Origin of the sequence: Eisenibacter elegans DSM 3317 (assembly GCF_000430505.1) — a bacterium.
Lineage (GTDB): Bacteria > Bacteroidota > Bacteroidia > Cytophagales > Microscillaceae > Eisenibacter > Eisenibacter elegans.
Genome location: NZ_AUMD01000012.1, coordinates 497,579 through 519,546, shown reverse-complemented (window position 1 = coordinate 519,546; position 21,968 = coordinate 497,579). Strand labels below are relative to the sequence as shown.

General features: G+C 49.3%; 18 protein-coding genes. 7 read left to right on the top strand and 11 right to left on the bottom strand.

What is annotated here, in order from left to right; all coding sequences use genetic code 11:
* Positions 1-289: 289 nt before the first annotated feature.
* Positions 290-766 (top strand): Lrp/AsnC ligand binding domain-containing protein, encoded by a 477-nt coding sequence (locus G499_RS0105875; protein ID WP_026999175.1) that lies wholly within the window; start codon positions 290-292, stop codon positions 764-766.
* 58 nt (positions 767-824) lie between these two features.
* Positions 825-1,343, top strand: a complete 519-nt coding sequence (locus tag G499_RS0105870) for a PH domain-containing protein (protein ID WP_026999174.1) — start codon at positions 825-827, stop codon at positions 1,341-1,343.
* Between the two features lie 6 nt (positions 1,344-1,349).
* On the opposite strand, the gene G499_RS0105865 is transcribed toward G499_RS0105870, so the two are convergent.
* Together G499_RS0105865 and G499_RS0105860 are read right to left on the bottom strand one after the other, a co-directional pair.
* Entirely contained in the window at positions 1,350-1,976 is a 627-nt protein-coding gene (locus G499_RS0105865; protein WP_154658325.1) for a tetratricopeptide repeat protein, read from the bottom strand.
* Positions 1,977-2,039: 63 nt separating this feature from the next.
* Positions 2,040-2,318 carry a DUF493 family protein gene (locus G499_RS0105860; RefSeq protein WP_026999172.1) on the bottom strand — a complete coding sequence of 93 codons (279 nt, stop codon included), beginning with the start codon at positions 2,316-2,318 and terminating at the stop codon, positions 2,040-2,042.
* 122 nt (positions 2,319-2,440) lie between these two features.
* On the opposite strand from G499_RS0105860, the gene G499_RS0105855 reads away from it, so the two are divergent.
* On the top strand, positions 2,441-3,406 hold the full coding sequence (locus G499_RS0105855; protein WP_081413657.1) for a Ppx/GppA phosphatase family protein: 966 nt from the start codon (positions 2,441-2,443) through the stop codon (positions 3,404-3,406).
* Here G499_RS0105855 and folK read toward each other — a convergent pair.
* Positions 3,362-3,880, bottom strand: coding sequence for a 2-amino-4-hydroxy-6-hydroxymethyldihydropteridine diphosphokinase (gene folK, locus G499_RS0105850; protein ID WP_026999170.1), 519 nt, complete (start codon positions 3,878-3,880; stop codon positions 3,362-3,364). The two genes, G499_RS0105855 and folK, sit on opposite strands and share 45 nt — an antisense overlap.
* Positions 3,881-4,193: 313 nt before the next feature.
* Here folK and sppA point away from each other — a divergent pair, with 313 nt between their 5' ends.
* Together sppA and bioB are read left to right on the top strand one after the other, a co-directional pair.
* Positions 4,194-5,969, top strand: coding sequence for a signal peptide peptidase SppA (gene sppA, locus G499_RS0105840; protein ID WP_026999169.1), 1,776 nt, complete (start codon positions 4,194-4,196; stop codon positions 5,967-5,969).
* 80 nt (positions 5,970-6,049) lie between these two features.
* On the top strand, positions 6,050-7,021 hold the full coding sequence (gene bioB, locus G499_RS0105835; RefSeq protein ID WP_035726594.1) for a biotin synthase BioB: 972 nt from the start codon (positions 6,050-6,052) through the stop codon (positions 7,019-7,021).
* A gap of 232 nt (positions 7,022-7,253) precedes the next feature.
* Here the strand turns inward: bioB and G499_RS21445 are convergent, their stop codons facing one another.
* The 7 genes from G499_RS21445 to G499_RS18890 form a co-directional block, all read right to left on the bottom strand.
* Positions 7,254-7,571, bottom strand: a complete 318-nt coding sequence (locus G499_RS21445) for a hypothetical protein (protein WP_211231586.1) — start codon at positions 7,569-7,571, stop codon at positions 7,254-7,256.
* Between the two features lie 13 nt (positions 7,572-7,584).
* The gene (locus tag G499_RS18900) at positions 7,585-8,079 is read right to left on the bottom strand and encodes a redoxin domain-containing protein (protein ID WP_051295958.1); all 495 of its coding nucleotides are present in this window, start codon (positions 8,077-8,079) and stop codon (positions 7,585-7,587) included.
* A gap of 580 nt (positions 8,080-8,659) precedes the next feature.
* Complete coding sequence (locus tag G499_RS20940; protein WP_051295956.1) at positions 8,660-9,748, bottom strand: pentapeptide repeat-containing protein; 1,089 nt, start codon at positions 9,746-9,748, stop codon at positions 8,660-8,662.
* A 79-nt stretch (positions 9,749-9,827) separates the two neighbouring features.
* Complete coding sequence (locus tag G499_RS0105820; RefSeq protein WP_026999167.1) at positions 9,828-10,346, bottom strand: gamma carbonic anhydrase family protein; 519 nt, start codon at positions 10,344-10,346, stop codon at positions 9,828-9,830.
* Between the two features lie 99 nt (positions 10,347-10,445).
* Entirely contained in the window at positions 10,446-12,284 is a 1,839-nt protein-coding gene (locus G499_RS0105815; RefSeq protein WP_026999166.1) for a M1 family metallopeptidase, read from the bottom strand.
* A gap of 158 nt (positions 12,285-12,442) precedes the next feature.
* Positions 12,443-13,609 carry a tetratricopeptide repeat protein gene (locus G499_RS20935; protein WP_051295954.1) on the bottom strand — a complete coding sequence of 389 codons (1,167 nt, stop codon included), beginning with the start codon at positions 13,607-13,609 and terminating at the stop codon, positions 12,443-12,445.
* Between the two features lie 151 nt (positions 13,610-13,760).
* A complete protein-coding gene (locus G499_RS18890; RefSeq protein ID WP_081413663.1) occupies positions 13,761-15,677 on the bottom strand; it encodes an aspartate ammonia-lyase in 1,917 nt (638 codons plus the stop codon).
* Positions 15,678-16,078: 401 nt separating this feature from the next.
* Between G499_RS18890 and metG the strand changes: the two genes are divergently transcribed.
* Positions 16,079-18,190, top strand: coding sequence for a methionine--tRNA ligase (gene metG, locus G499_RS0105800; RefSeq protein ID WP_035726592.1), 2,112 nt, complete (start codon positions 16,079-16,081; stop codon positions 18,188-18,190).
* A gap of 50 nt (positions 18,191-18,240) precedes the next feature.
* Positions 18,241-20,601, top strand: a complete 2,361-nt coding sequence (locus G499_RS18885; protein ID WP_051295952.1) for an ATP-binding protein — start codon at positions 18,241-18,243, stop codon at positions 20,599-20,601.
* A 157-nt stretch (positions 20,602-20,758) separates the two neighbouring features.
* Here G499_RS18885 and G499_RS0105790 read toward each other — a convergent pair whose 3' ends face one another.
* On the bottom strand, positions 20,759-21,838 hold the full coding sequence (locus tag G499_RS0105790; protein ID WP_026999163.1) for a hypothetical protein: 1,080 nt from the start codon (positions 21,836-21,838) through the stop codon (positions 20,759-20,761).
* Positions 21,839-21,968: the final 130 nt, after the last annotated feature.

The window sequence follows — 21,968 nt, the reverse complement described above, 5'->3', positions numbered from 1 at the left end:
AACCTTCACGGGGCGGTTAGTCTTGCGATTTGTCCCTTAATCCCCACCCCCGAGACCGGAGGGCATGGCTGCCTGATTTCATCACCTTACAGTATCGTTTTATTCAATTTGGCAAATAATCTACCGACTTTGTTTGTTGTAGTCGATATTTATTGTTTGCCTTATTGTTGAGACAAAGTAAGGGCAAAATCTTTTTAACTGCAAATTTCTTAAAAATATTTGCTAAAAAATATTGTTTTCGTATTTTTGAGTGAAAAAATAAAAAATATCTAATTTTAATATCTTAGAAATGGACAAAATTTTCGAAATCGACAATACCGATTGGCAAATCCTTCGTTTGTTGAGCGCTGACGCTACTTTGCCCTACACCGAAGTAGCCAAGCAAGTCTTTGTTTCGGACGGAACTGTACACGCCCGCATGCGCAAGATGAAGCAACAAGGCCTCATCAAGGGGGCGCATTTGGTTGTAGATTATAAAAAGCTGGGTTGGGATATTACAGCCTTTTTGGGCATTTATTTGGATCGTAGCGCACTGTATGAGGATGTGTTGGTGCGGCTGAAAGAGGTCGCCGAGATTATCGATATCCACTACACAACAGGTACCTACGGCATCTTTGTCAAGCTGCTTTGCCGCGACACCAACCACCTGCGCAATGTGTTGTATGATAAAATTCAGAAAATTCCGGGTATTCAACGGACAGAGACTTTTATCTCACTCGAAGAATCCCTAGCGCGAAGCTTGCCTATTTTGCCCGAAAAGTCTTAACTTAGCTTTTGCTTAGCAGCTACTGGTCTAGTTTTATTGTTTCGTATTTTTTAGCCCCATGTCTTCTAAAGAAAATTCCAGCGCCCAACAACGCAAAAACGCAGCTGCCGGCGTACAAAAAGGCGAGCATGTCATCCACCGTGCCTCTCTACACTGGGTACTCTATACCGTTCCCGGGTTGATTATGTTGGGAGGCATTACCCTGTTGGTCTTGGCTATCAGCATCGAAAACCCTGACTTCAACTGGTTTTTGCGTGTGGTATCTTATCTTATTTTTGGGTTTGGTGCTGTGCGTGGGTTGATCGAATACATCAAAATCCGTAGCACGGTGCTCATCATTACCAACAAACGCATCTACATCAAGGAAGGAGTCATTACTTATAATTCTATGACCATCAGCCTCAAACATATAGAAACTGTAGAAGTAAGCCAAAGCCTGATTGGGCGTTTGTTGAATTTTGGCAAAATCAATATTACTGCGTCGGGGGGGGCGGGCACAGAAAAGCCCATCGAGTATGTAGCCAACCCGACAGGCTTCCGTGAGTGTATCCAAGAAGGTTTGAAAAAAGAGCAGTAACAGCGCTTACCAGCGACGGTAATAGTATACGCTGCGGTAATGGTAGCGTGTAGGCCGCCAAGCCGCCCAAACTACCACAGGCACCACCGCCGCCGCCACTACTGCCGTACGATAACGGCGCAGCTCGGCCTCTCGTCGGGCTTGGTATTGCTGATTCAGGGCTTGTTGGCGGGCGCGTTCCATTGCGGCTTGTTGTGCCAAGGCTTCTTTCTCTTCGAGCACATAATTGAGGTATTTTTGCGCTTCCATATCTACCGGCGAATATTTGAGGCATTCGCGCAGGTCGCGCTCCGCCGCATCAAAGTTATTCAGATGATAATTGGCGATGCCACGCCCCCGAAAGGCTTTGTAGTTGCGTTGTTGCTTTTCGAGCACGTAGTTATAATCGCCTATAGCCTCTTTATATTGGCCGTTGAGCACCTTGGCATCGGCGCGGTCAAAATACATCGTAACATAATAAGGCATCCGTTGGATGGCCTTGTCAAAGCTGGCAATAGCCGCCACATAATCCCCTGCTACCATTTGAGCCTTGCCTTCGTGATGCCATTCGCGGTACTGCATCACTCCTTGTGCCTGTATGGCATACTGGCTGGCTATCCAAAGGCAAAGACTCATCCATAAAGTTGTTTTCATAGGTCTTTTTGAAGTTGGTTTGCTATTCCAACGTAAAAACCAAGGCTTGGGTTATCTGACTGTTTAGAGCAAGATGACCCCTTCTACTTCGGCAGCCTTTTGATAAATGCGGATAATCTCCTCGGGAGAGAGCATGACCGTCCGGGCGCTGATACTGGTATAGTTGCCCTTTTTGGACTGGTTGAGTGTGATTTCGGCATTTTCATCAAACACATTGGTCAACAACGCGATTTTGTCGTGGTTTGAAGGGGTGATAAATTTGAACATATACAGTAATGGGAAGTGCTCATTGGAGAGCTTTTCGTGGAGTGAAGCATAAAAGGCTTTGGTCTTCTCGTTCATAGGGGATGATTGCTAAAGAGTGGAAAATGATGTCTGCCTATCACAACAGCCTAGAGCGAAACTCCCGGCCTATTGAGTATGTTTGCAATATGGTCAGTGCATTTTTATAAAACCTTGGTCTCATGTCAGATAGTTCCACACCCTTACTTGCCTTGATGGATTTGGGGACAAACACCTTCCATCTGCTTATCTTTGATGCCTCCGGGCGCGATATACACCGGCGCTCCCATCCTGTCAAGATGGGAGAAGGCGGCATCAGTCGCGGACAGATTGCCCCCGCAGCACAGGAGCGTATATTGGCTGCCTTTGCATTGTTTTCTCAAGATTTGGCGCAATATCGCGTGCCAGCCACGTCCGTACAGGCCGTCGCCACGAGTGCGTTCAGGGCAGCCGACAACGCCACTGCCGTGTGTGAGGCCATCCGGCAGCAATCGGGCATTGAGATTCAAATCATCGATGGCCAAGAAGAGGCCGCACTAATTGCCGCCGGCGTACAACAGGCCGTCCCAATGGATGAGCGCCCTGCCCTCATCTGTGACATCGGAGGTGGAAGTATCGAGTTTATCTTGTGTGATGCCTCTCAAACCTACTGGCAGGGCAGCTTTGAAATCGGCGCGCAGCGTATGTTAGACAAATTTATGCCCGGAACAACACTCCTGCCAGAGGCCTTGGCCCAACTATGGGCTTGGCTCGATGCGCAGCTCCCAGACTTATACCAAGCCTGTGCCGAGCAGGCTCCACAGCGTTTTATAGGCGCTGCCGGTGCTTTCGAGACCTTGGTGCTGATGCACGAGTGCCGCCAGCGCCAAGCAGCCACCTTCCGGTTTCCCGAAAACCAAACCCATTTTGTGGTCGATGCTGCAGGTTTTGAAGCGGTCTACGAAGACCTGATTTTTAGTGAAGAATCAGTGCGCCAAGCGCTTCCCGGTTTGGCAGGATTCAGGGCGCAGATGATGGTTCCGGCTACGGCTTTGATGCAGTGGGTGCGCCTAAGGTTTGGATTGCCTGTGGTAGAAGTATCTACCTATACTCTCCAACAGGGGCTAAAGCAGTCGCTGCTCCGGCGTGGAACATACCAACGAAGCTAATTTCTGAACCCCCAAAGGGTCAAGGCAGCGTTCCAACAAGGCTTGGTTGCTTTGCCCCAGCACAGGGTGGATGTATTCGGGGGCAATTTCGACCAAGGGGATAAGCGTAAAGCGCCTAGCCGCAATAGCCGGATGGGGTACTGATAGTTGGGCCGATTCCCAAACCAAATCATCATAATACAACACATCAATATCAATCACACGCTCGCCCCAGTGCTCTTGTCGCAGCCTGCCCATCAAGGCCTCTATCTCTAAGGCTGCCACCAGTAGCGCTTCGGGGGCGAGATGAGTCTCTACGCCAAGCACTTGGTTGTAAAACTCCGGCTGGTCGGTCTTACCCCAAGGCATAGTTTCATATATCGATGACTGCACCACAATCTTGCCCAACCGCTGCCCAATCCAGTCACAGGCTTGAGCAAGATTATCGGCACGGTTGCCCAAGTTTGTCCCCAACAAAAGATAGGTTTGCGCCATAGTTTTTAGATATTTTTGTATACTTGTAAAGGCAAAGATACGGCGCAAGTACGGGCTACAAAGTATCCAAGCATAAATTTACGCCAAGATTTGTTTGATTTGAGGATTCATTGGATTTGATGCTCACAGATTTTCAGCGCATGTATTTCCCAAACGAATTTCGATTGAGTACAATCGGTAACAATGCTGATACTTCGCTGGTTTTAGTGGAGAGTCTCAAGCTCAATAGCCTCGAGGACTCGCCCATCACGCTGCCACAATAAAATACAAACTCGTAACTTGTCATTCCACCATTCCAAACACTATACATTCGATGTTAAAATTCCTACGACTGACCTTCGCGCTTATGGCAGCTATCGCTTTTTTGATTACTATTGGTAGCCTGCTATTTTTGGGTATTGCCCAATGGGCTCTTTCAGAAAAGAAAGTAACGGTCAAAGACAACAGCATACTCAAGATAGAGCTCAAACGTGCGCTTATTGAGCGCGACAACGACGACAACATCACAGCCCTGTTGACCGGCCCACAAGGAAGCGGCATCGGCCTGCTGGAGCTTTGTAAAAAAATACGCCAAGCTGCGCAAGACCCCAAGATAAAAATCATTTACCTCAAGGTCTCTGACCTACAAGGTGGGTTTGCTTCTTTTTCGGAGCTGCGTCTTGCCCTGCTCGACTTTAAGGCAGCCGGCAAGCACATCGTAACTTATGGGGAATTTTATGGTCAAAAAGCCTATTATCTTGCCTCTGTAGCAGACCACATCCTGCTGACCCCCGAAGGAGGTTTTGATTTCCGAGGGCTTTCGGCAGAGCAGACTTTTTTCAAAGGTAGTTTGGAAAAACTTGGCATCCAGCCCGAGGTCTTCCGCGTTGGCGAGTTCAAAAGCGCTGTAGAGCCTTTTATGCTTCGCAAAATGAGTGACGAAAACCGCCTACAAACGTCTGCCTTGTTGGAGTCTATCTATGGGCATTATCTGGAGGTGGTAGGGCAATCGCGCAATATCGGGGTGGAGACCCTCAGACAACTAGCTGACTCGATGGCCATCCGCAACCCCGAAGACGCTCTCAAACACAAGCTCGTTACCCAGTTGGCCTATCAAGACGAAGTAGAGCCGCTATTGCGCCAATTACTCAAAATTGAAGACGAGAAAAAAGAACTGCCTTGGCTTACCTACGAAGACTACCTGAAGGTAGAAAACAACAACGCACCCAAAATCAGTGGCAAAGACCGTATCGCTGTGGTGTTTGCCAGTGGCGATATTGTGGGAGGCAAAAGCAACGAAAACCAAACCATCGGCTCCGAAACCATTGTCCGAACTTTGCGCAAGCTCCGCAAAGACGAAAACTGTAAAGCCATCGTCTTGCGTATCAACTCCCCGGGAGGCTCGGCCTTGGCCTCTGATGTAATGTGGCGCGAAATCAATCTTGCTGCCCAAGAAAAGCCCGTCATCGCTTCTATGAGTGATGCTGCGGCCTCTGGCGGATATTATATGGCGATGGCCTGTACCAAGATTGTAGCCCAGCCCACTACCCTCACTGGCTCTATCGGGGTCTTTGGCGTGTCGTTTACGCTCGAAAGCTTTCTCGAAGACAAGCTGGGCATTACGACCGACCGGGTCAATACAGGTCCCTATGCCGACCTCGGCAACCCCTTGCGTCAACTCAGCCCGGCAGAGCGACAGATTATCCAAAACTCTGTAGAGCAGACCTATCAAACCTTTACCTCTAAAGCTGCCCAAGGGCGCAAAATGTCTGTAGAAGAGCTCCAAAAAGTAGCCGGAGGGCGCGTATGGACAGGGCTTCAGGCCAAGGAACTTAACTTAGTAGATGAGTTGGGTACGCTTGATGATGCCATCGCCCTAGCTGCCCAAGAGGCCAAGCTAGAAGCCAACACCTACCGTGTGCGTTATTACCCCGACCAACCCGACTTCTTCGAGCGCCTCCGCAACCAAGGGCTGATGGGGCAAATGGCCAAAACCCCTACCCTACCCGCTGACCTGAAAGAGGCCCAATATTACTTCCTGCTCCTAGAGCAACTCAAAAAAACAGAACCCATACAGGCTCGTATGCCCTTTTATTTGGAGATTCGCTAAAATCACCCCTACTTTGCAGTTGATTGAAGTAGCTCCGCCACACGAATGCCCATATTTCATTACCCCCAGAACATCACCTTATGATACGTAACGACTGGACCCAAGCCGAAATAGAAAACCTATACCACAGCCCTGTGTTAGACCTTATCTACCAAGCGGCTACCGTACACCGCCAATACCATAACCCGCAGGAAGTGCAGGTATGTACCCTGCTTTCTATCAAAACAGGAGGTTGCCCAGAAGACTGTGCCTACTGCTCACAAGCAGCCCGCTACCAAACCGGAGTAAATGTACACAAGCTCCTCTCGGTGCCTGAGGTACTCCAAAAAGCCCAAGAGGCCAAAGAATCTGGCAGTACCCGTTTTTGTATGGGCGCTGCTTGGCGCGAAGTACGCGACAACCGCGACTTTGACCGCGTGTTGGAGATGGTCAAGGGTGTAAACGCACTCGGAATGGAAGTCTGCTGCACGCTCGGAATGCTTACCGCCGAGCAAGCCCAAAAACTCAAAGAAGCCGGTTTGTTTGCCTACAACCACAACCTCGACACTAGCGAGTCGCACTATGGGGATGTAATCACAACCCGGACTTTCGACGACCGCCTAAAGACCATCGAAAACGTCCGCAAATCAGGTATTTCTGTATGTTGTGGAGGCATTATCGGTCTTGGCGAAACTGACGAAGACCGCATCTCGATGCTCCATACCTTGGCTACCCTGCCTGAGCACCCCGAGTCTGTGCCCGTCAATGCTTTGGTAAGTATCGAAGGAACGCCTCTCGAAAACCAAGAACGGGTATCGGTTTGGGAAATGGTACGAATGATTGCCACAGCGCGCATTACAATGCCTCAGGCGATGGTACGCCTTTCTGCCGGAAGGCTAGAAATGAGCACGGAAGAGCAAGCGCTTTGCTTCCTAGCTGGTGCAAACTCCATCTTTGCCGGTGATAAACTACTGACCACGCCCAATCCAGAGCAAAACGCCGACCAACAGCTGTTCAGTATGCTCAACCTGACTCCGCGCCCATCGTTCAAAGGAGAAAGTGCTACCGCATAAACATTGGAGATACTGCGCTCAAAAACTGAAGCCACCCCAAATATTTGGAGTGGCTTTTTCGGTTTTTATACCCAGATTCACGCCAATGGACATTTTTCAAGTCTTACCGCTAAAACTGTGGGCTAAATTTAGTTTTTAGTTTTTAGTGCTTAGTTTTTAGTTGTTTTGTTTAGTTGATTTTCAATAGATTACACAATAAACAGAACCTGAGCTGTTTTTGCATTGGTACTTACTACAGCTCATTTTTTGTTCTCAGACTAGGTACAACACGTGGGCTAAAAAACGAGGAGGAAGGGAAATGTTCGTGATACCCCGGGAAATCCTGAAAAGGAGCTACTAACTCTGGTGTGTTGGGGTGTCGGGTATGACGCGACTCTGTGGTGAGGCACATATCACTCAAAATCAATGATTTAGCTATTTCAGCCCTTTCCATTCTTTGATGTTGGTAATGGTTTTGGCGATATTGTGCCATACCCACCAACGCCAACCAAGCCCCTGCTAGGAGCAGCCAGAGGGTTAGCCAGCGATATGCTGTTTGCAAATGCATCATCACGCCACTCCGGTTATTGTTCGTATGCTGCCAAAATCACCTCCACTTGGTTTTGGGTCAGCCAACCAATAATACGCCGGATTACCTTTCCATCGGGAGAAATAAAATAATTAGTAGGATACGCCTCTACCTGATAGAGGTCTTTCATAATTCCTTGTTCATCGACAAGCATTGGAAACGAAGCCGAGAAATCTTTTTGAAATTGGGCAGAAGTCGTCGCAGGCTGCCCTACATTGATGGCCAAAAGCTCAAAGTTGGCCTTGTTTTTCAGGCTGCTATATGTGGCCTCAATTTTGGGAAACTCCGCCCGGCAAGACTTGCACCAGTCTGTCCAGAAGTGTACCCATACTACCTTGCCTTTGTATTCGGATAGCTGGTGGGTAGCCTGGGCTACATCCTTGAGTTTAAAATCAGGGGCGTTACTTCCTTTGTCGAGCTTGCCCGAGTCACAAGCACTCAATAACAAAAAGAGGGCTACCAGCCCTATCGAAGTCCGTATGTTGGTCATAAATATTACTTGTTCCTAGGGGACGGTGATGCGTCGTTTAGCCATATAAACACGATATCCCCCTTGATAAGTTCGGTAGTGTTAATGTATTTGCCCAGACCAGTGGACATTTTGGGCTTTCGTTGTGGTTGTGTTTATTTTGGTCATCAGCTCTTGACACATAGTCAACCACTAAGGGTGCAAAGAGAGGTGTTATGTGCAAGCATCAAAACAATTATTTGACAGCAGGCGAAAAAATGTTTTTCTGAGGCCTGTGATATGACAAGAACACCAGCACATAACAGCGGGTTTTGCGTCAGGTGGATGGCACGACTTCGTGTGAAAGTAATTGCTAAATCTGAACTTTTGGCTTCGATTGAATGGTATTACACGCCACTGGACATTTTTCAAATCCCATAGGGATGCCAAGATTCACAAGGTTTGATTTACTTGATTCTCAAGGATTCTCAGCACACACATTCCCCGATTTTGGTTGAGTATAAAACTGTGGGTTAAGCCTCATTTTACCCCAAAATGAGGCCTCAGCTTGTCTCAGAGGTAGAGCTCCGCGCTACTTTTCCAAAAATGTCCGGTGGCGGTGCTAAAAACTGGCTTCTTGTGAGGCGGCATATCCCCGAAGGGTATCGCTAATTTTGGCCTCACGAAAGCTGGCATAGCGTAGGTTTGCGCCCCGCATATCGACCTCGCGCAGGTCGGCGTGGTCAAGATTAGCCTTAAAGAGGTCAGTATTGTCGAGGCGTGCTTGGTAGAGGTCAGCGCCACTGAGGTCGGCCTTGGTTAATTGGGCATCACTCAAGACCACGCCTTGCATCTTGGCCTCTCGGCAGGTAACCCAGCTCAGGTTAGCACGCATGAGGATGGTAAAGCTCAAATCCGCCTCATTGAGGTTGGCCATTTGCAAGTCCATTTCGCTCAAGTTCATATTTGACAAAAAAGCCTGTGACAAGTTCGCCCCACTCAAGTCTGCTCCGGCCACCTGTGCGGTATTGAGGTGTACGTGGCGCATATCGGCCTTGTATAGCCTAGCCGCACGGAAATCAGTACGCCGGGTATTGGCATTGTTGAGCAAAGCGCCGCTGAGGTTTGCACCGGCAAAATTGGTATCTTGTAAGTTGGCACCGCGTAGGTCTGCATCTATCAGCACTGCTTTGCGGAAAGAAGCAAACTGTAAATCGGCTCCTTTGAGATGCGCCTGCTGAAGCACTGCCCCATCAAAGCATTGATGGTCGAGGCGTAAACGATAGTATTGCCCTAGGCGTAAGAAATACGCAAATCGGTTTAACAAATCCTCGTCAGTAGGCAGCCAATTTAGCGGGGAGGGGTTAGCATACGACAGCAAGGTCCAATAACAGTAAAATACCTGTGTGGCCAAAGACAGGGGCGCTTCCGACGCTTCGTCAAAGGCCGGTGTATAGACAAAAGAATGCTGTAGCAACTGGGGCAAGTGCAAGGCCAGCGCTTGTGTGAAAGCCGCCCGCGAGACCAGAGGTTGCTCTCCTAAATAGGCAATCAGTGCGTCGGTAGCAGTTTCCGAAAGTGGCTCGGCTCCGCCCAGTTCCCAAAGCGTTGTGTAGAGTGCTGTCCAATCAGAGGGCGAAGCCTCTAAGGTGTTTTGCACTTTAGAATAAATCGTGGCTGCATCGGGGAGGGTGGTAAGGCTTGAGCGCATATTTTGATTTGGGATGGACGATTTGGGATGGACAATGGACGATTTGGGCTACTTTTCCAAAAATATCCGGTGGCGTGTGTCATTCTCTATCTTCCTTAAACCACTGTGCATACATTGGATATGCCGAGGCTATTCGTAAGATTTCGCTTTCAAGGTTTTGAGTTTGTTTGATAAATTTGGCCGGATTACCCGCCCAGATGCTCCCTTCTTCGACTATGGTATTTTGGAGTACAATTGCGCCAGCGCCGATGATAGAGCCTTTTTTGACCACCACGCCGTCCATAATGATGGCACCCATTCCGATGAGCACATTGTCTTCGATAGTACAACCGTGTACAATCGCATTGTGTGCGATGGAGACGTTATTGCCGATGATGGTTTCGTTTCGTTGATAGGTGGCGTGTATCACCGCGCCGTCTTGGATATTGGTATTATCCCCGATGGTAATAGCACTGACATCGCCACGTACTACAGCATTGAACCAGACACTACAGCGGCTGCCCATAGTTACCTGCCCTACAATGGTGGCATTGTCGGCGATAAAACAATCCTCTCCCCAAGTGGGTGTATATCCTCTTACAGATTTGATAAGTGGCATATTTGTTACAGTTTGGTCGTTGGTATTAGTTTGTCAAAACAAAAACCTTTACCAAAGATATAAAAACTTCGGTAAAGGTTTGGATTGATGGCAGTAATGTTATTGGGCGATGTATTGGTTGTTGCCTTTGTTGATATCAGCCATCCGTTGTGAGGGGTCAATGACCACGCTGCGGATTTGGTTCTTGGGCCGCTCAATGGTCAAGACATATTCGGGATATACCCAGCCCCAGTCTTTAAGGACTTTTCGGGGTATTTCGGGGGTTTCGTGTGGCTTTTCACCCCGCATGATTTGTAGCGGGATATAGAGCAACTCTTGTGAGCCATCGGTATAGGTTACGAGCAAGTCGATGGGCATCGGCATCAGACCGACACGCTGTAGGGTTACTTGGGTTTTGTTCCCCTCTTCTTTGAGCTCCTTCACCCCATAGTCGATAGTATGTGTGGTATTGATCCAGTAGTCGAAATACCAATCCAGCTCTAGGTCTGAGACTTTCTCCATCACCCGCTTGAAGTCGGTCGTGTTGGGATGTTTGAACTTCCACTCGTTGTAATAGCGCAGCATTCCTTTGTCAAGGTTTTCTTGTCCGATTACATAGCTGAGTTGGTGCAAGAGCATCCCCCCTTTCACATAAGAGGCAGTAGTATAGGCGCGGTTTGTGATAAAATGGTCGGCGTGTTGGATGGCCGGCTCTTCCATTCGGTCTTTCACGATACTGAAATACGCTCCATACGTACCGGCGTGGGGGTCGCCTTGGCTGCTGAAGAGCTCCTGCATCAGGAGATTGCCCACATAGGTATTGAAACCTTCATCCATCCAAGCATAAAGGCTTTCGTTGGTAGCCAACACCATCTGATACCAGCTATGGATGAGTTCGTGAACCATCACCCCTACCAAGCTACCCAACTTGCGGTTGCCGGTTACGAGGGTCAGCATCGCATATTCCATCCCTCCGTCGCCACCTTGTACAAAAGAGTACTGCTCATAAGGGTATAGGCCATAGTGTTTGTTGAGCCATTGTAGCGCCTTGACCATATAGGGCTTCGATTCTTTCCAAGTTTGGGCGTAGGCAGGGTCATTTTGGAAGAAGAAATGCAATACCGGGCCTCCGGGGACTTGTACTGTTTCGTGTACAAAATCAGGATCAGCCGCCCAAGCGAAGTCGTGTACTTCGGGGGCTTTGAAGTGCCAAGTCAGGGTTTTGGCTTTTTTGGGAGGGTTGGGTTTGCCCCCGGCATTGTAGTCGTAGCCTATTTCGTTGGCATTTTGGAGGTATCCGGTGGCAGCCACGAGGTAGCTTGCGTCAAGGGTGAGCTTTACGTCATAGTTGCCCCAAACACCGTGAAACTCACGCCCGATATAGGGATGGGCGTGCCATCCTTCATAATCATATTCGGCTATTTTAGGATACCATTGTGCCATCGAATAGCGGATACCTTCGGCATTATCGCGGCCTGAGCGGCGGATTTGAATAGGCACTTGGGCCTCAAACTCCATCTCAAAAACCACTTTTGACCCCGGCAAGATTGGCTGCGCCAGGGCTACTTCGAGGATAGTATCTTCCGTATGATGCTGGACAGCCTTGCCGTCTTGTTTGAGGCTGATAACTTTCTGATAGCCTATTTCATCTTCTTTCAGATTAAAAATACGGTCGCGCACGCGGGGGTCAGGGTCAGCAATGGTGCGAGAGCGCACATCCATCATACTGTTGGGCTGAAAGGCATTGAAGTAAAGATGGTAAAACACCTTGGTCAAAGTGTCGGGAGAGTTGTTGTAATACTCTATGCGTTGTGTACCCTTAAATCGGTTGGTTTTTACATCAAGGGACACGTCCATCGTATAGTCTGCCCGCTGTAGCCAACGTACATTGGCTTGAGCGGCGGCATATTGCCCATTGCCCAAGGCCAAAAGGCAGAGTATAAGGCTTAAAAATCTCATATCTGTTGTTGTTTGCTGAGTAATGAAAGTCAAGTATACAAGTTTTGGCTGGATTTTGAGACTTGCAGCCACATTTTTCTTTGGGCATCAGCAAGAAAAACCCCTTTGTATGGTGGCACAAAGGGGTTTTGAAGCGCTGTTCAAGCTTTTTCGGCAGGCTATTCTTCTTCGGGGCCCTCGCCTAGGCGTGCCAAGCCCTCTATGGCCAGACCATAATTTTGGGCGGCTGCTTTGCGGTACCAGCGGCGTGCGCGGCGTTCGTTTTGGCGGGTTCCTTGTCCGTTCTCCGACATCATCCCGACATAGTATTGTGCTTCGGGATGGCCTTTGCGTCCGGCTTTTTGGAAGTAATCATAGGCTTTTTTCTCGTCTTCGTCAGCGCCATAGCCAAAGTAATAAATCCACCCAAGGTTCAGCAATGCCAACACATTGTCTTGTTTGCCGGCATATTCTAAAAACTCGATGGTACGCTCATCGCTTTGCTCTGCGCCGCCTTGGCCTCTCCAATACATCCAAGCTAGGGCGAAAGCAGCCATACCATCTGTACGGACGGCACGGTCGTCATTGCGTTTGTTGTTTTCAGCTCCGAGATATTTGCTCAAGATAGTAAAAGCGACTTCGTATTGTTCTGAATAAAAAGCCCTTATCGCCAGCGCAATCTCTTCATTCTTGCTCAGTTTGGCTTTTTCAGATGCATTGCCTCGCGCCCAGTCGATGGCGAAGATGCGGGCTTTTTGCCAAACTTTGTTATAGTCTTGGCTTACTTTTACATAAATATCGAGGCGTTCGGTATTGTTTATCTTGTTACCATCGCGATAGGTTCCCATTAGGGTACGGGTAACATCTATTTTGACGTGATAAAACTTTTCAAACGAAGTCTCATTCAAGCGCACTTCACCGGGTTTGAAATCATCTACTTGGAATCTTACCCCTTGGGGATACTCCGTATTGAGTCGGTTCATATAAATCCAGGCCTGTGTGGCGCGGTCGGAGCCTTCGGGCATTTTGGCAAAATACGGGTAGAGGTCGTTGGCTAGGTAAATATCATCTCCATCAAGGAAATTGGCTATAAAGCGGTCTTTATAGCTAATCCCACTATATAGGGAGCCTGTTTCTGTACTGGCTTCCTCCTTGCTCAGGGCTAGGGTATCGTCTTTGAGCGAGTTGAGTGATTGGTAATATTGTTTGATATGCTCAATGGCTATTCGCCGAATTTCATCGGCGCTAGGGGCATCATTGTTGCGGTTGCGCTGTGCCCAGCTCGTTAGTGGAATCACGAAGGCCAAAACCAACGCAAAAGTGTAGGATAAGACTTTTTTTTGCATAGATACAAATCAAGAAGTGTGGGAAATGATTTTAGGCTTAAACGCAAAAGTAGTGAGAAGGTTGGTCGGTAAACATCCCTCAATGTGCCAAAGATACGAAAAACAAAACAGGAAGGGTAGTGCCAGTTGGGGTGTCCACCCCAAAAAGCGTTTAGCCTTTGATGGGCATTTGCGCCACCCTCACCAATAGCTGCTCAAATTGTTCCCACCAAGGGGAGTTTTCCCATTGGGGGATAAGGGCTGCCTCTTCATACTTGATTTCGTGGGCGAGCTGTTCTAACGCTTCGGCCTTGGCTTGGTCGAGTTGCAGTATGGCGCGGATTTCGTGTAAAAGCGCTACCTCACTCTCAGCAAGCTCATCGTCTACGTGGGCAAGCCAAGCCGCAAATAGATACACTTTGGCCGCATCCTCTGTATGTTGTAGGGTATGAAGCTGTGTAAGCGGTTGTATGCCTTTGGCCAAGGCTTGGGCGAGGGCTTCGTGGCTGAGCTGGAGCTGGAGCGCCTCGGCGGCAATCTCCATCACCAGCAGCTCTTCTTGTGCCAATGTTCCATCAGCCCAAGCCATCCGCAGCATTACCTCAAAAATCTGCTGACGTGTATGTAAGGCTATAGCCCCAATGCTGTCCTTGGTTTTTTGCTTCTGTAAGGTAGCCAATCGGTTGGTGATTTCCATACTGCGCGACACATCCGTGAGCATCACCGGGTCGAGCAGTTCCTCGGCCAGCTCAGGGCTGAGCACCCCTAGGTCGATGGCCGCCTGCTTGATAGACAAGTCGTTTTCGTAGGCATATTTAGCGACCTTGACTCCCACCTCATATCCATAAATCACCGAAATAACCAAGGCCAACGCCAAGGTATTTTCGGCTTGATGGCGGCATATATCTACATTGACGCTCAAGCCTTTGATACATTTATGGGCAAATAAGGGGATACTGCGTATCAATAACTGACAAGACTCAAACAAACATTTTGATAAGATAGAGTCCCAGATATTTAGCTCCAGCTCTATGCCCTCTACGGCCATCGTAATGGCCACATCATTGCCACAGATTTGGTAGGCAATCTGATTCATCAGTTCGGGATAAGAAGGGTTGATCTTGCCCGGCATAATAGAAGAACCGGCCTGCACAGGAGGCAATACAATTTCCATCATCCCTGTACGGTTGCCGCTAGAAAGAATCCGCAAATCAGTCGCCATTTTGGAAAGACCCGTAGCCACAGCCTTGACAGTACCCGACACTTGTACAAAGAAATCTCCGTTTTGCAGACCGTCAAAAAAATTCTCTTCTGGCATAATCGCCAAGGCTGTAACCTCGCGCAAACGAGGGTATACGGCTTCCAAGTAGCCGGGGCGCGAGCCTAGACCTGTACCAACGGCAGTGGCTCCCAGCGGTACGTGCAGGCAGGCATCAGCCTCTTCGGCCAACTGCCGCAAGCCACGCTGTACGATGGCCACATACGCGCTGAAGCTTTGGCCAAAGGTAATTGGGACAGCATCTTGAAGGCAAGTTCGGGCCAATTTGACCACATCTTTCAGTTCTTCGGTCTTGCTCAACAACACTCCCTCCAGTATCCGCAGGCTTGCACTCAGGTCTTGCAAGTAGGAATATAAGGTCAGCTTGAGTGCCGTAGGTACTACATCATTGGTAGATTGCCCCATATTGACATGATTGTTGGGGTGTACAAAGTCATAGCCCTTGTGTCCTGTTATCAGCTCATTGGCACGATTGGCCAATACTTCGTTGATGTTCATATGTGTGGACACACATCCCCCACCCTGAATCACATCTACCGGAAACTGGTCTGCACCTATTTTTCCGCTGATGACCTCATCTGCTGCTTGGCAAATAGCCTCAGCTATCGGTTGCGCCAATGCGCCAATATCGGCATTGGCCAAGGCCGCAGCCTTTTTGACCATTGCCAAACAAGCAATGAATTGCGGAAAATGCCCAATACTTACCCCCGACACATCAAAGTTTTGCCTGCCTCGCTCTGTATGGATACCATAATACGCCTCTTGTGGAATGGGCAATTGACCAAGGGAATCTGATTCGTAACGTAGCATAATTGTCAGCAAGGGTAGGTGATAGATACAACACAGTTTGTATCCCTCCATTGGGCAAAATCTATGCTAAGCCCTACACAGCGCCTCTGTCAGTGGATAATTCTTTTTTGCCCAATGTTATCTCCAATCAAAATTGGGTGAGGAAATATAGCTGCTGAAAATCTTTGATAATCAAGAAAATCAAATTCTTTGAACCCTCAAATCAAGTGAATCTTGGCATATTTTGATGACTCCTCCGTGTGGGCCGGCCTAGATACACCAATAGGTTTTCGCAACGCTTCTCACATAGAGGTGCTGGTTTTTTTGGGTAGAAAAGACTACTTTTGTGTTTTAGATTAGCTCCATTGCCAAGCCTCCTTTTTGGATACCTGCTTGGCTATTCCTTTTTGCAACAATACACTATGCCCCAACGCCATACCATCACCGCAGCCTTGCTTTATGCCAATGGCCCTGTACACATCGGGCACTTGGCCGGTGTGTATATTCCTGCCGATATTTATGCCCGCTACCTACGCCTCAAAGGCGAAGAAGTACTCTTCGTCAGTGGCTCAGATGAGCACGGCGTGCCCATCACCATCCGCGCAGAGGCCGAAGGCATCACCCCCCAACAAGTAGTAGACAAATACCACCAGCAAATCAAAACCTCGTTTGAGGAGCTGGGTATTTCTTTCGATATTTATGCACGCACTTCCTCTCCGGTGCATCATCAAACATCCTCTGACTTTTTTAAGACTCTGTATGACCAAGGCGCTTTTGTCGAAAAAGAAGAAGAGCAATACTTTGACCCCGAAAAAGAGCGCTTTCTCGCCGACCGTTACATTGTAGGTACTTGCCCCAACTGTGGCTATGAGCACGCCTACGGCGACCAGTGCGAGCGCTGTGGTACTTCGCTCAGCCCCAAGGAGCTAGGCAACCCCCGCTCTATGCTCAGTGGCGCTACCCCAAAGCTCAAGCCCTCCAAGCAGTGGTATCTCCCCCTCGACAAGTACCAACAAGAGTGGATAGATACTTGGATAGACGAAAAAGCCAAACAGTGGAAACCTAACGTCTACGGGCAGTGTAAATCTTGGCTCAACGCCGGGCTACAACCTCGCGCCATGACCCGCGACCTCGACTGGGGCGTACCCGTGCCCCTCCCCAATGCCGAAGGCAAGGTGCTCTATGTGTGGTTTGATGCCCCAATTGGCTATATCTCTGCCACCAAAGAATACTTTATCGAAAAAGCCCGCGCCGAAGGAAAGCCTGACGATGCCTATGCAACGGCTTGGAAACCTTATTGGCAACACAACGATACCGCCCTCACACACTTTATTGGCAAGGACAATATCGTGTTTCACTGTATCATTTTCCCTGCAATGCTCAAAGCACACGGAGGCTATATTTTGCCGACCCAAGTGCCGGCCAATGAGTTTATGAACCTAGAGGGGGACAAAATATCGACCTCGCGCAACTGGGCTGTGTGGCTGCACGAGTACCTACGCGATTTCCCCAACAAGCAAGATGTGCTGCGCTATACCCTCGCTGCCAATATGCCCGAAACCAAGGACAATGACTTTACTTGGAAAGACTTTCAGTCCAAAAACAACAGCGAGCTTGTCGCAATCTTGGGTAATTTTGTGAATCGTGCTGTCGTGCTGACACATAAGTACTTCGAGGGTAAAGTACCGCCTTGCCATCAGCTCGAAGCTGCCGATCAAGCCCTCATAGCTGAGCTACAAGCCGCCCCTGAGCGCATCGGTCAGGCCATTGAGGCTTACCGCTTCCGAGAGGCGCTCAGCCTGTTGATGGATGTGGCGCGTGCAGGCAACAAATACTTCCAAGATACAGCTCCTTGGGTGCTTTACAAACAAGACCCCGAAGGCAACCGCACCCGTATCGAAACCATCCTACACATCGGGCTACAGCTTTGCGCCAACTTGGCTGCACTGGCCGAGCCGTTCTTGCCTTTTACAGCCGCCAAATTGCGCGAGATGCTCAACGCCCCACAGTGGAGTCAGGCCAACCCTCAGTGGCAAGAACTAGGCAATATCGACTTGCTGTTGGTAGGTGCTCCTTTGGCAGAAGCGAGTTTGTTGTTCGAAAAAATAGAAGACGAGGCCATCCAAGTTCAAGTAGACCGCCTAGAGGGGATTAAACAAGCCCGCAGCTTAGAAACGGCTCAAGCGCCCAGCCTAGCCCCCCTACAGGCCGAAATCGTGTTTGATGATTTTGCCAAGATAGACTTACGTGTAGGGACTATCGTTGCCGCCGAGAAGGTCAAGAAAACCAAAAAGCTCCTCCAACTAACCGTCGACACCGGCATTGACCAACGTACGGTTGTCAGCGGGATAGCCGAACACTACAGCCCCGAAGAGGTCATCGGGCAGCAGGTCTGCCTCGTGGCCAACTTGGCCCCACGTGAGCTCAAGGGTATTCCCTCACAAGGGATGATTCTGATGGCGGAAGATGCCGAAGGAAAACTGGTGTTCGTAAGTCCGCAGCGCCTTGTCAATAACGGAGCTGGTGTAAAATAAATTTTTGGGCTAGAAAAAATGCCCCGCCAAGGCACAATAACTTGGAGCCTATGGAAGATATTTTCTTTGTTCAGCCAGATTGGCAACTGTTTATGAATATCAACACCCTGCCCCAACAGGCGGGTGTTCCCAAATATTTATTACCAAAGCTTGTTGCCAAAGAGTTGATAGACAATGCTTTAGATATTGACCCTAAGGTAAGTATCGAGCAGTCATCAGATGCTGATTTCAACAACACGCTCGTCATCCGCAATGGAGGGCGCGGCTTTCCGGGTACTGACGAGGAAATCGCCGACCTCTTTTCGGTGCGTCGCCCGCTGACCAGCTCCAAGCGCCTACGCCTGCCCTCGCGGGGGGCTTTGGGCAATGGCCTCAGGGTGGTAACTGCGACTATTTATTGCCTCCAAGGTCAACTATGGGTTGCTACGGCGGGGCGAAAGCTCCAGCTCATCCCCCAAGACGACGGCAGTACGCAGGCTGTCTATGTTGGGCCTTATGAGGGCGAAGGCACAGAAATTACCCTCACCATCCCTGAGGATATTTTTGGGCAAAACGCACCCGAATGGGCACAACTGGCTATTCAACTCAACCAAGGGAAACAATACGAAGGCAAAACACATCCCCATTGGTACGACTCCGACAGCTTTTATAACCTCTTGCTCGCTACTCCTGAAGCCATTGACTTACAGCGCTTCTTGGCTTATCTGGAGGGGGGAACTGGTTTGCGCAAAACCCTGCCTCCCCACCAACTCCAAAAAGCGGTTGCTGCCCACAGTCGCCAAGAGGCCGAAGCCCTCCTCACGCTCCTGCGGGAGGCAGCCAAGCCATTTAACCCCAAAAAACTAGGGGATGTAGGCGAGATGGCCGATTTTGAAGTCCATCATTTCAGCAGTGGAACTTTTGAACTCAGCCCCCAGAAAGGGGCTCATACTGCGCAAATTCCCTTTGTGTTGGAATGTTTTGCCCGTTTGGATGGGGCAGGCCAAACACAGTTTTTTGTCAACAAAACCCCCATCATCGGAGATGTGGGGCTGAGCTATCAGGGCAAAAAAGCCCTCTTGTTTGGGTGTGGCCTACAGGCATACCTCACCCTGCCCAAGCTCAAAAGCGAGCCTACGGTATGGGTCAATATCCTGACTCCCTATATGCCTATCGTGAGCAATGGCAAGGAGCCAGACTTTTCGGCCTTGGCCGTGCCTATCGAAGAAGCCATTAGCAAGGTGTGGCAAAAGCTGAGTAAGCACCTCCGCCAGCAACAACCCACACAAGGACTCGATACCGCAGGTGGCGACAAGCTGCCCACGCAAAAAGAGATTGTACGGCAACATCTGTATGAAGGCATCGCCAAGGCTTCGGGCGAGGGGCAATACCGCTACTCTCTTCGGCAGCTCTACTATGTGTTGCGCCCCTTTGTGATGCAGGCCACCGGAAGGGAGTTGAAGTATGCCAACTTCAATACCATCATCACCGACTATGAGCACGAAACCGGCCAAGATCTACCCGGCGTATACCGCGACGAGCGCGGCACGCTCCTACACCCCCACACTCACGAAGAAATACGCCTCGGAACTAAGAGTGTCGAAAAATACCATCGCCCGCGATTTGCCTTCAACAAAATTCTCTACTCCGAAAAAGAAGGATTTTTTGAAATCCTGAAAGAGGCTGGTTTTTGCGAGCGCCACGACTGTGCCCTGCTTACCTCCAAAGGATTTGCCAGCAGGGCTGCCCGAGACGTAATCGACCTCTTGGCCGAAACGGAGGAGGAGCTGCAGTTTTTTTGTATTCACGATGCCGACCTATCGGGAACACTCATCTACCAAGCCCTCCAAGGTGCTACCAAGGCGCGCCCCGAGCGCAAAGTCCGCATCATCAACCTTGGCTTGGAGCCTTGGGAAGGACTACAAATGGGGCTAGAGGTGGAGACACTCGAACGTACCTCGCGAAAGCAGGCAGCAGCCTACATCTCTGACCATCCTGACCAACAAGACATTCTGCCTCCTTACCAACTCGACAAGCGCTTTTCGGAAAGCACTTGGCACGACTGGCTGACCAACTACCGTATCGAGCTGAACGCCATGGATACCCCGACTTTTGTGGATTGGCTGGAGCAAAAAATCAGCCCTTATAACCAAGGCAAGGTCGTACCGCATCAAGCGTATCTCCAAGACCAAGCCCAGACGCTTGCCCAAGCCCAACTCAAAGCCCAGCTCTATGACGAACTGTTGCGCAGCCTCCGCATCGAAGAGCAGGTAGAGCACCTCTTGCAAGAACAGCTTCCCCAGCTACAACAAAACTTATCTAAAGCTGATTTTGAGAAACAAGTCCGTCAAGACCTATCCCAAACCCCGCAGCAAAGTTGGGAGCAGGCCTTCCGCAAGCATCTCCAAAGGCTACTCAACCGAGATGTGTAACCATTTCACCATTGGACATTTTCCAACTCCCACTGTGGGCTAAGTCTCATTTTATCCCCAAATAAGGCCTCAGCTTGTCTCGGAGGTGGTGCTCCGAGCTGGTTTTCCAAGAATACTTAGTGGTGTGAGCCATTTATGACCTCGTCGGCTTATGCCTTTAAGCTAAGCGCCGATACCCTTGCCCTATTAGGTGGAGCACCATCTGTAAGGGGGGTGAAGTATCTAACCCTTCCTGTTTGTAGCTTTGACGTAGCTGGATGACGGCTCGGGTGTCGCGCTCGCGTGTTTGGATACGCAAGTCGGTAGGGCTTTGGAGCAGCTCGGCATTAAGGCGGTAACGCGCTAATGAGGGCAAGAGCGTAACAACCGCCTGGGTGCGGGTCTTGAACTTGGTTTTTGTTTTGACCTTATTGCGTGGATTGCGGCGCTGGCGGCGGCGCTCTTGGGTGATGTCCGTGATTGCCATCCGCAGGCGGGTATGGTCGTGTAGGCGGGTAGAGAGCTCAAACCAGAGTTGTTGGTAGACCGTAGTGCGGGTATTGGGATAGGGGCCTGTCTCGCTGTAAATGATGGCCGTAATAAACCAAAGCATCACTGACAACATCACCGGCACAAAGTACATAAACTCAGGAAACAGCCGCGCCCTGAATCCATCCAAAAATAAACTGCTGTATACCATCACTGTCAATATCGTAAACACCACTGAAGCCCACCACCAAAAAGGATGCGGCTTTTTCTTAGGAGGTCTTTGGAAGATATTGACAATATGCTTTTTATTGCGGCGACTGTTGAGCGCCACAAAAAGCTGGATAGGTTCTTGGGCTTTGGTTTCTTCTTTGAGCACCACCAACAACGGTACGACAAAATACCTTAGGGAGTCGTGTAAATCACGGCGGCGGAGATAGCGATTGATAAGCCCCATTATCAATATAAGTACCAGCCCTACCCCAATACCAGTAAAAGTAAGCGGAAGAATGGGAGAGCGTCTTGGGAAAAACTCGGCAAAGAATGTTGCACTACAGCCTGAGAAAAAAAGTAAAAAGCCCAAGGCTGTCATCCAAGCACCCAATTTACTGCGAGCCTTACCTGCTAATTCATCAAAATCAGCCAACTTGCTGAGCAAGGTTAGCCACTGTTCGGCGCTATGAGTCCCGTTGAGCTGCTTGCGATGAATGACCTGCCGCTGCTCAGCGTTGAGCCAGAAGTATTTGTTAAATGCTTTCCAGATTTGAAGCATAATAGGTTTGGGCTTATGTAGAGCGATTATTATGGGTAGTTTATGTCAATATTTGCAATATTTAAGGATTTTCAGGATTTTATATTATTGATTATCAAAGGCTTTCAGCACATACATTTCGCCAAGTAAT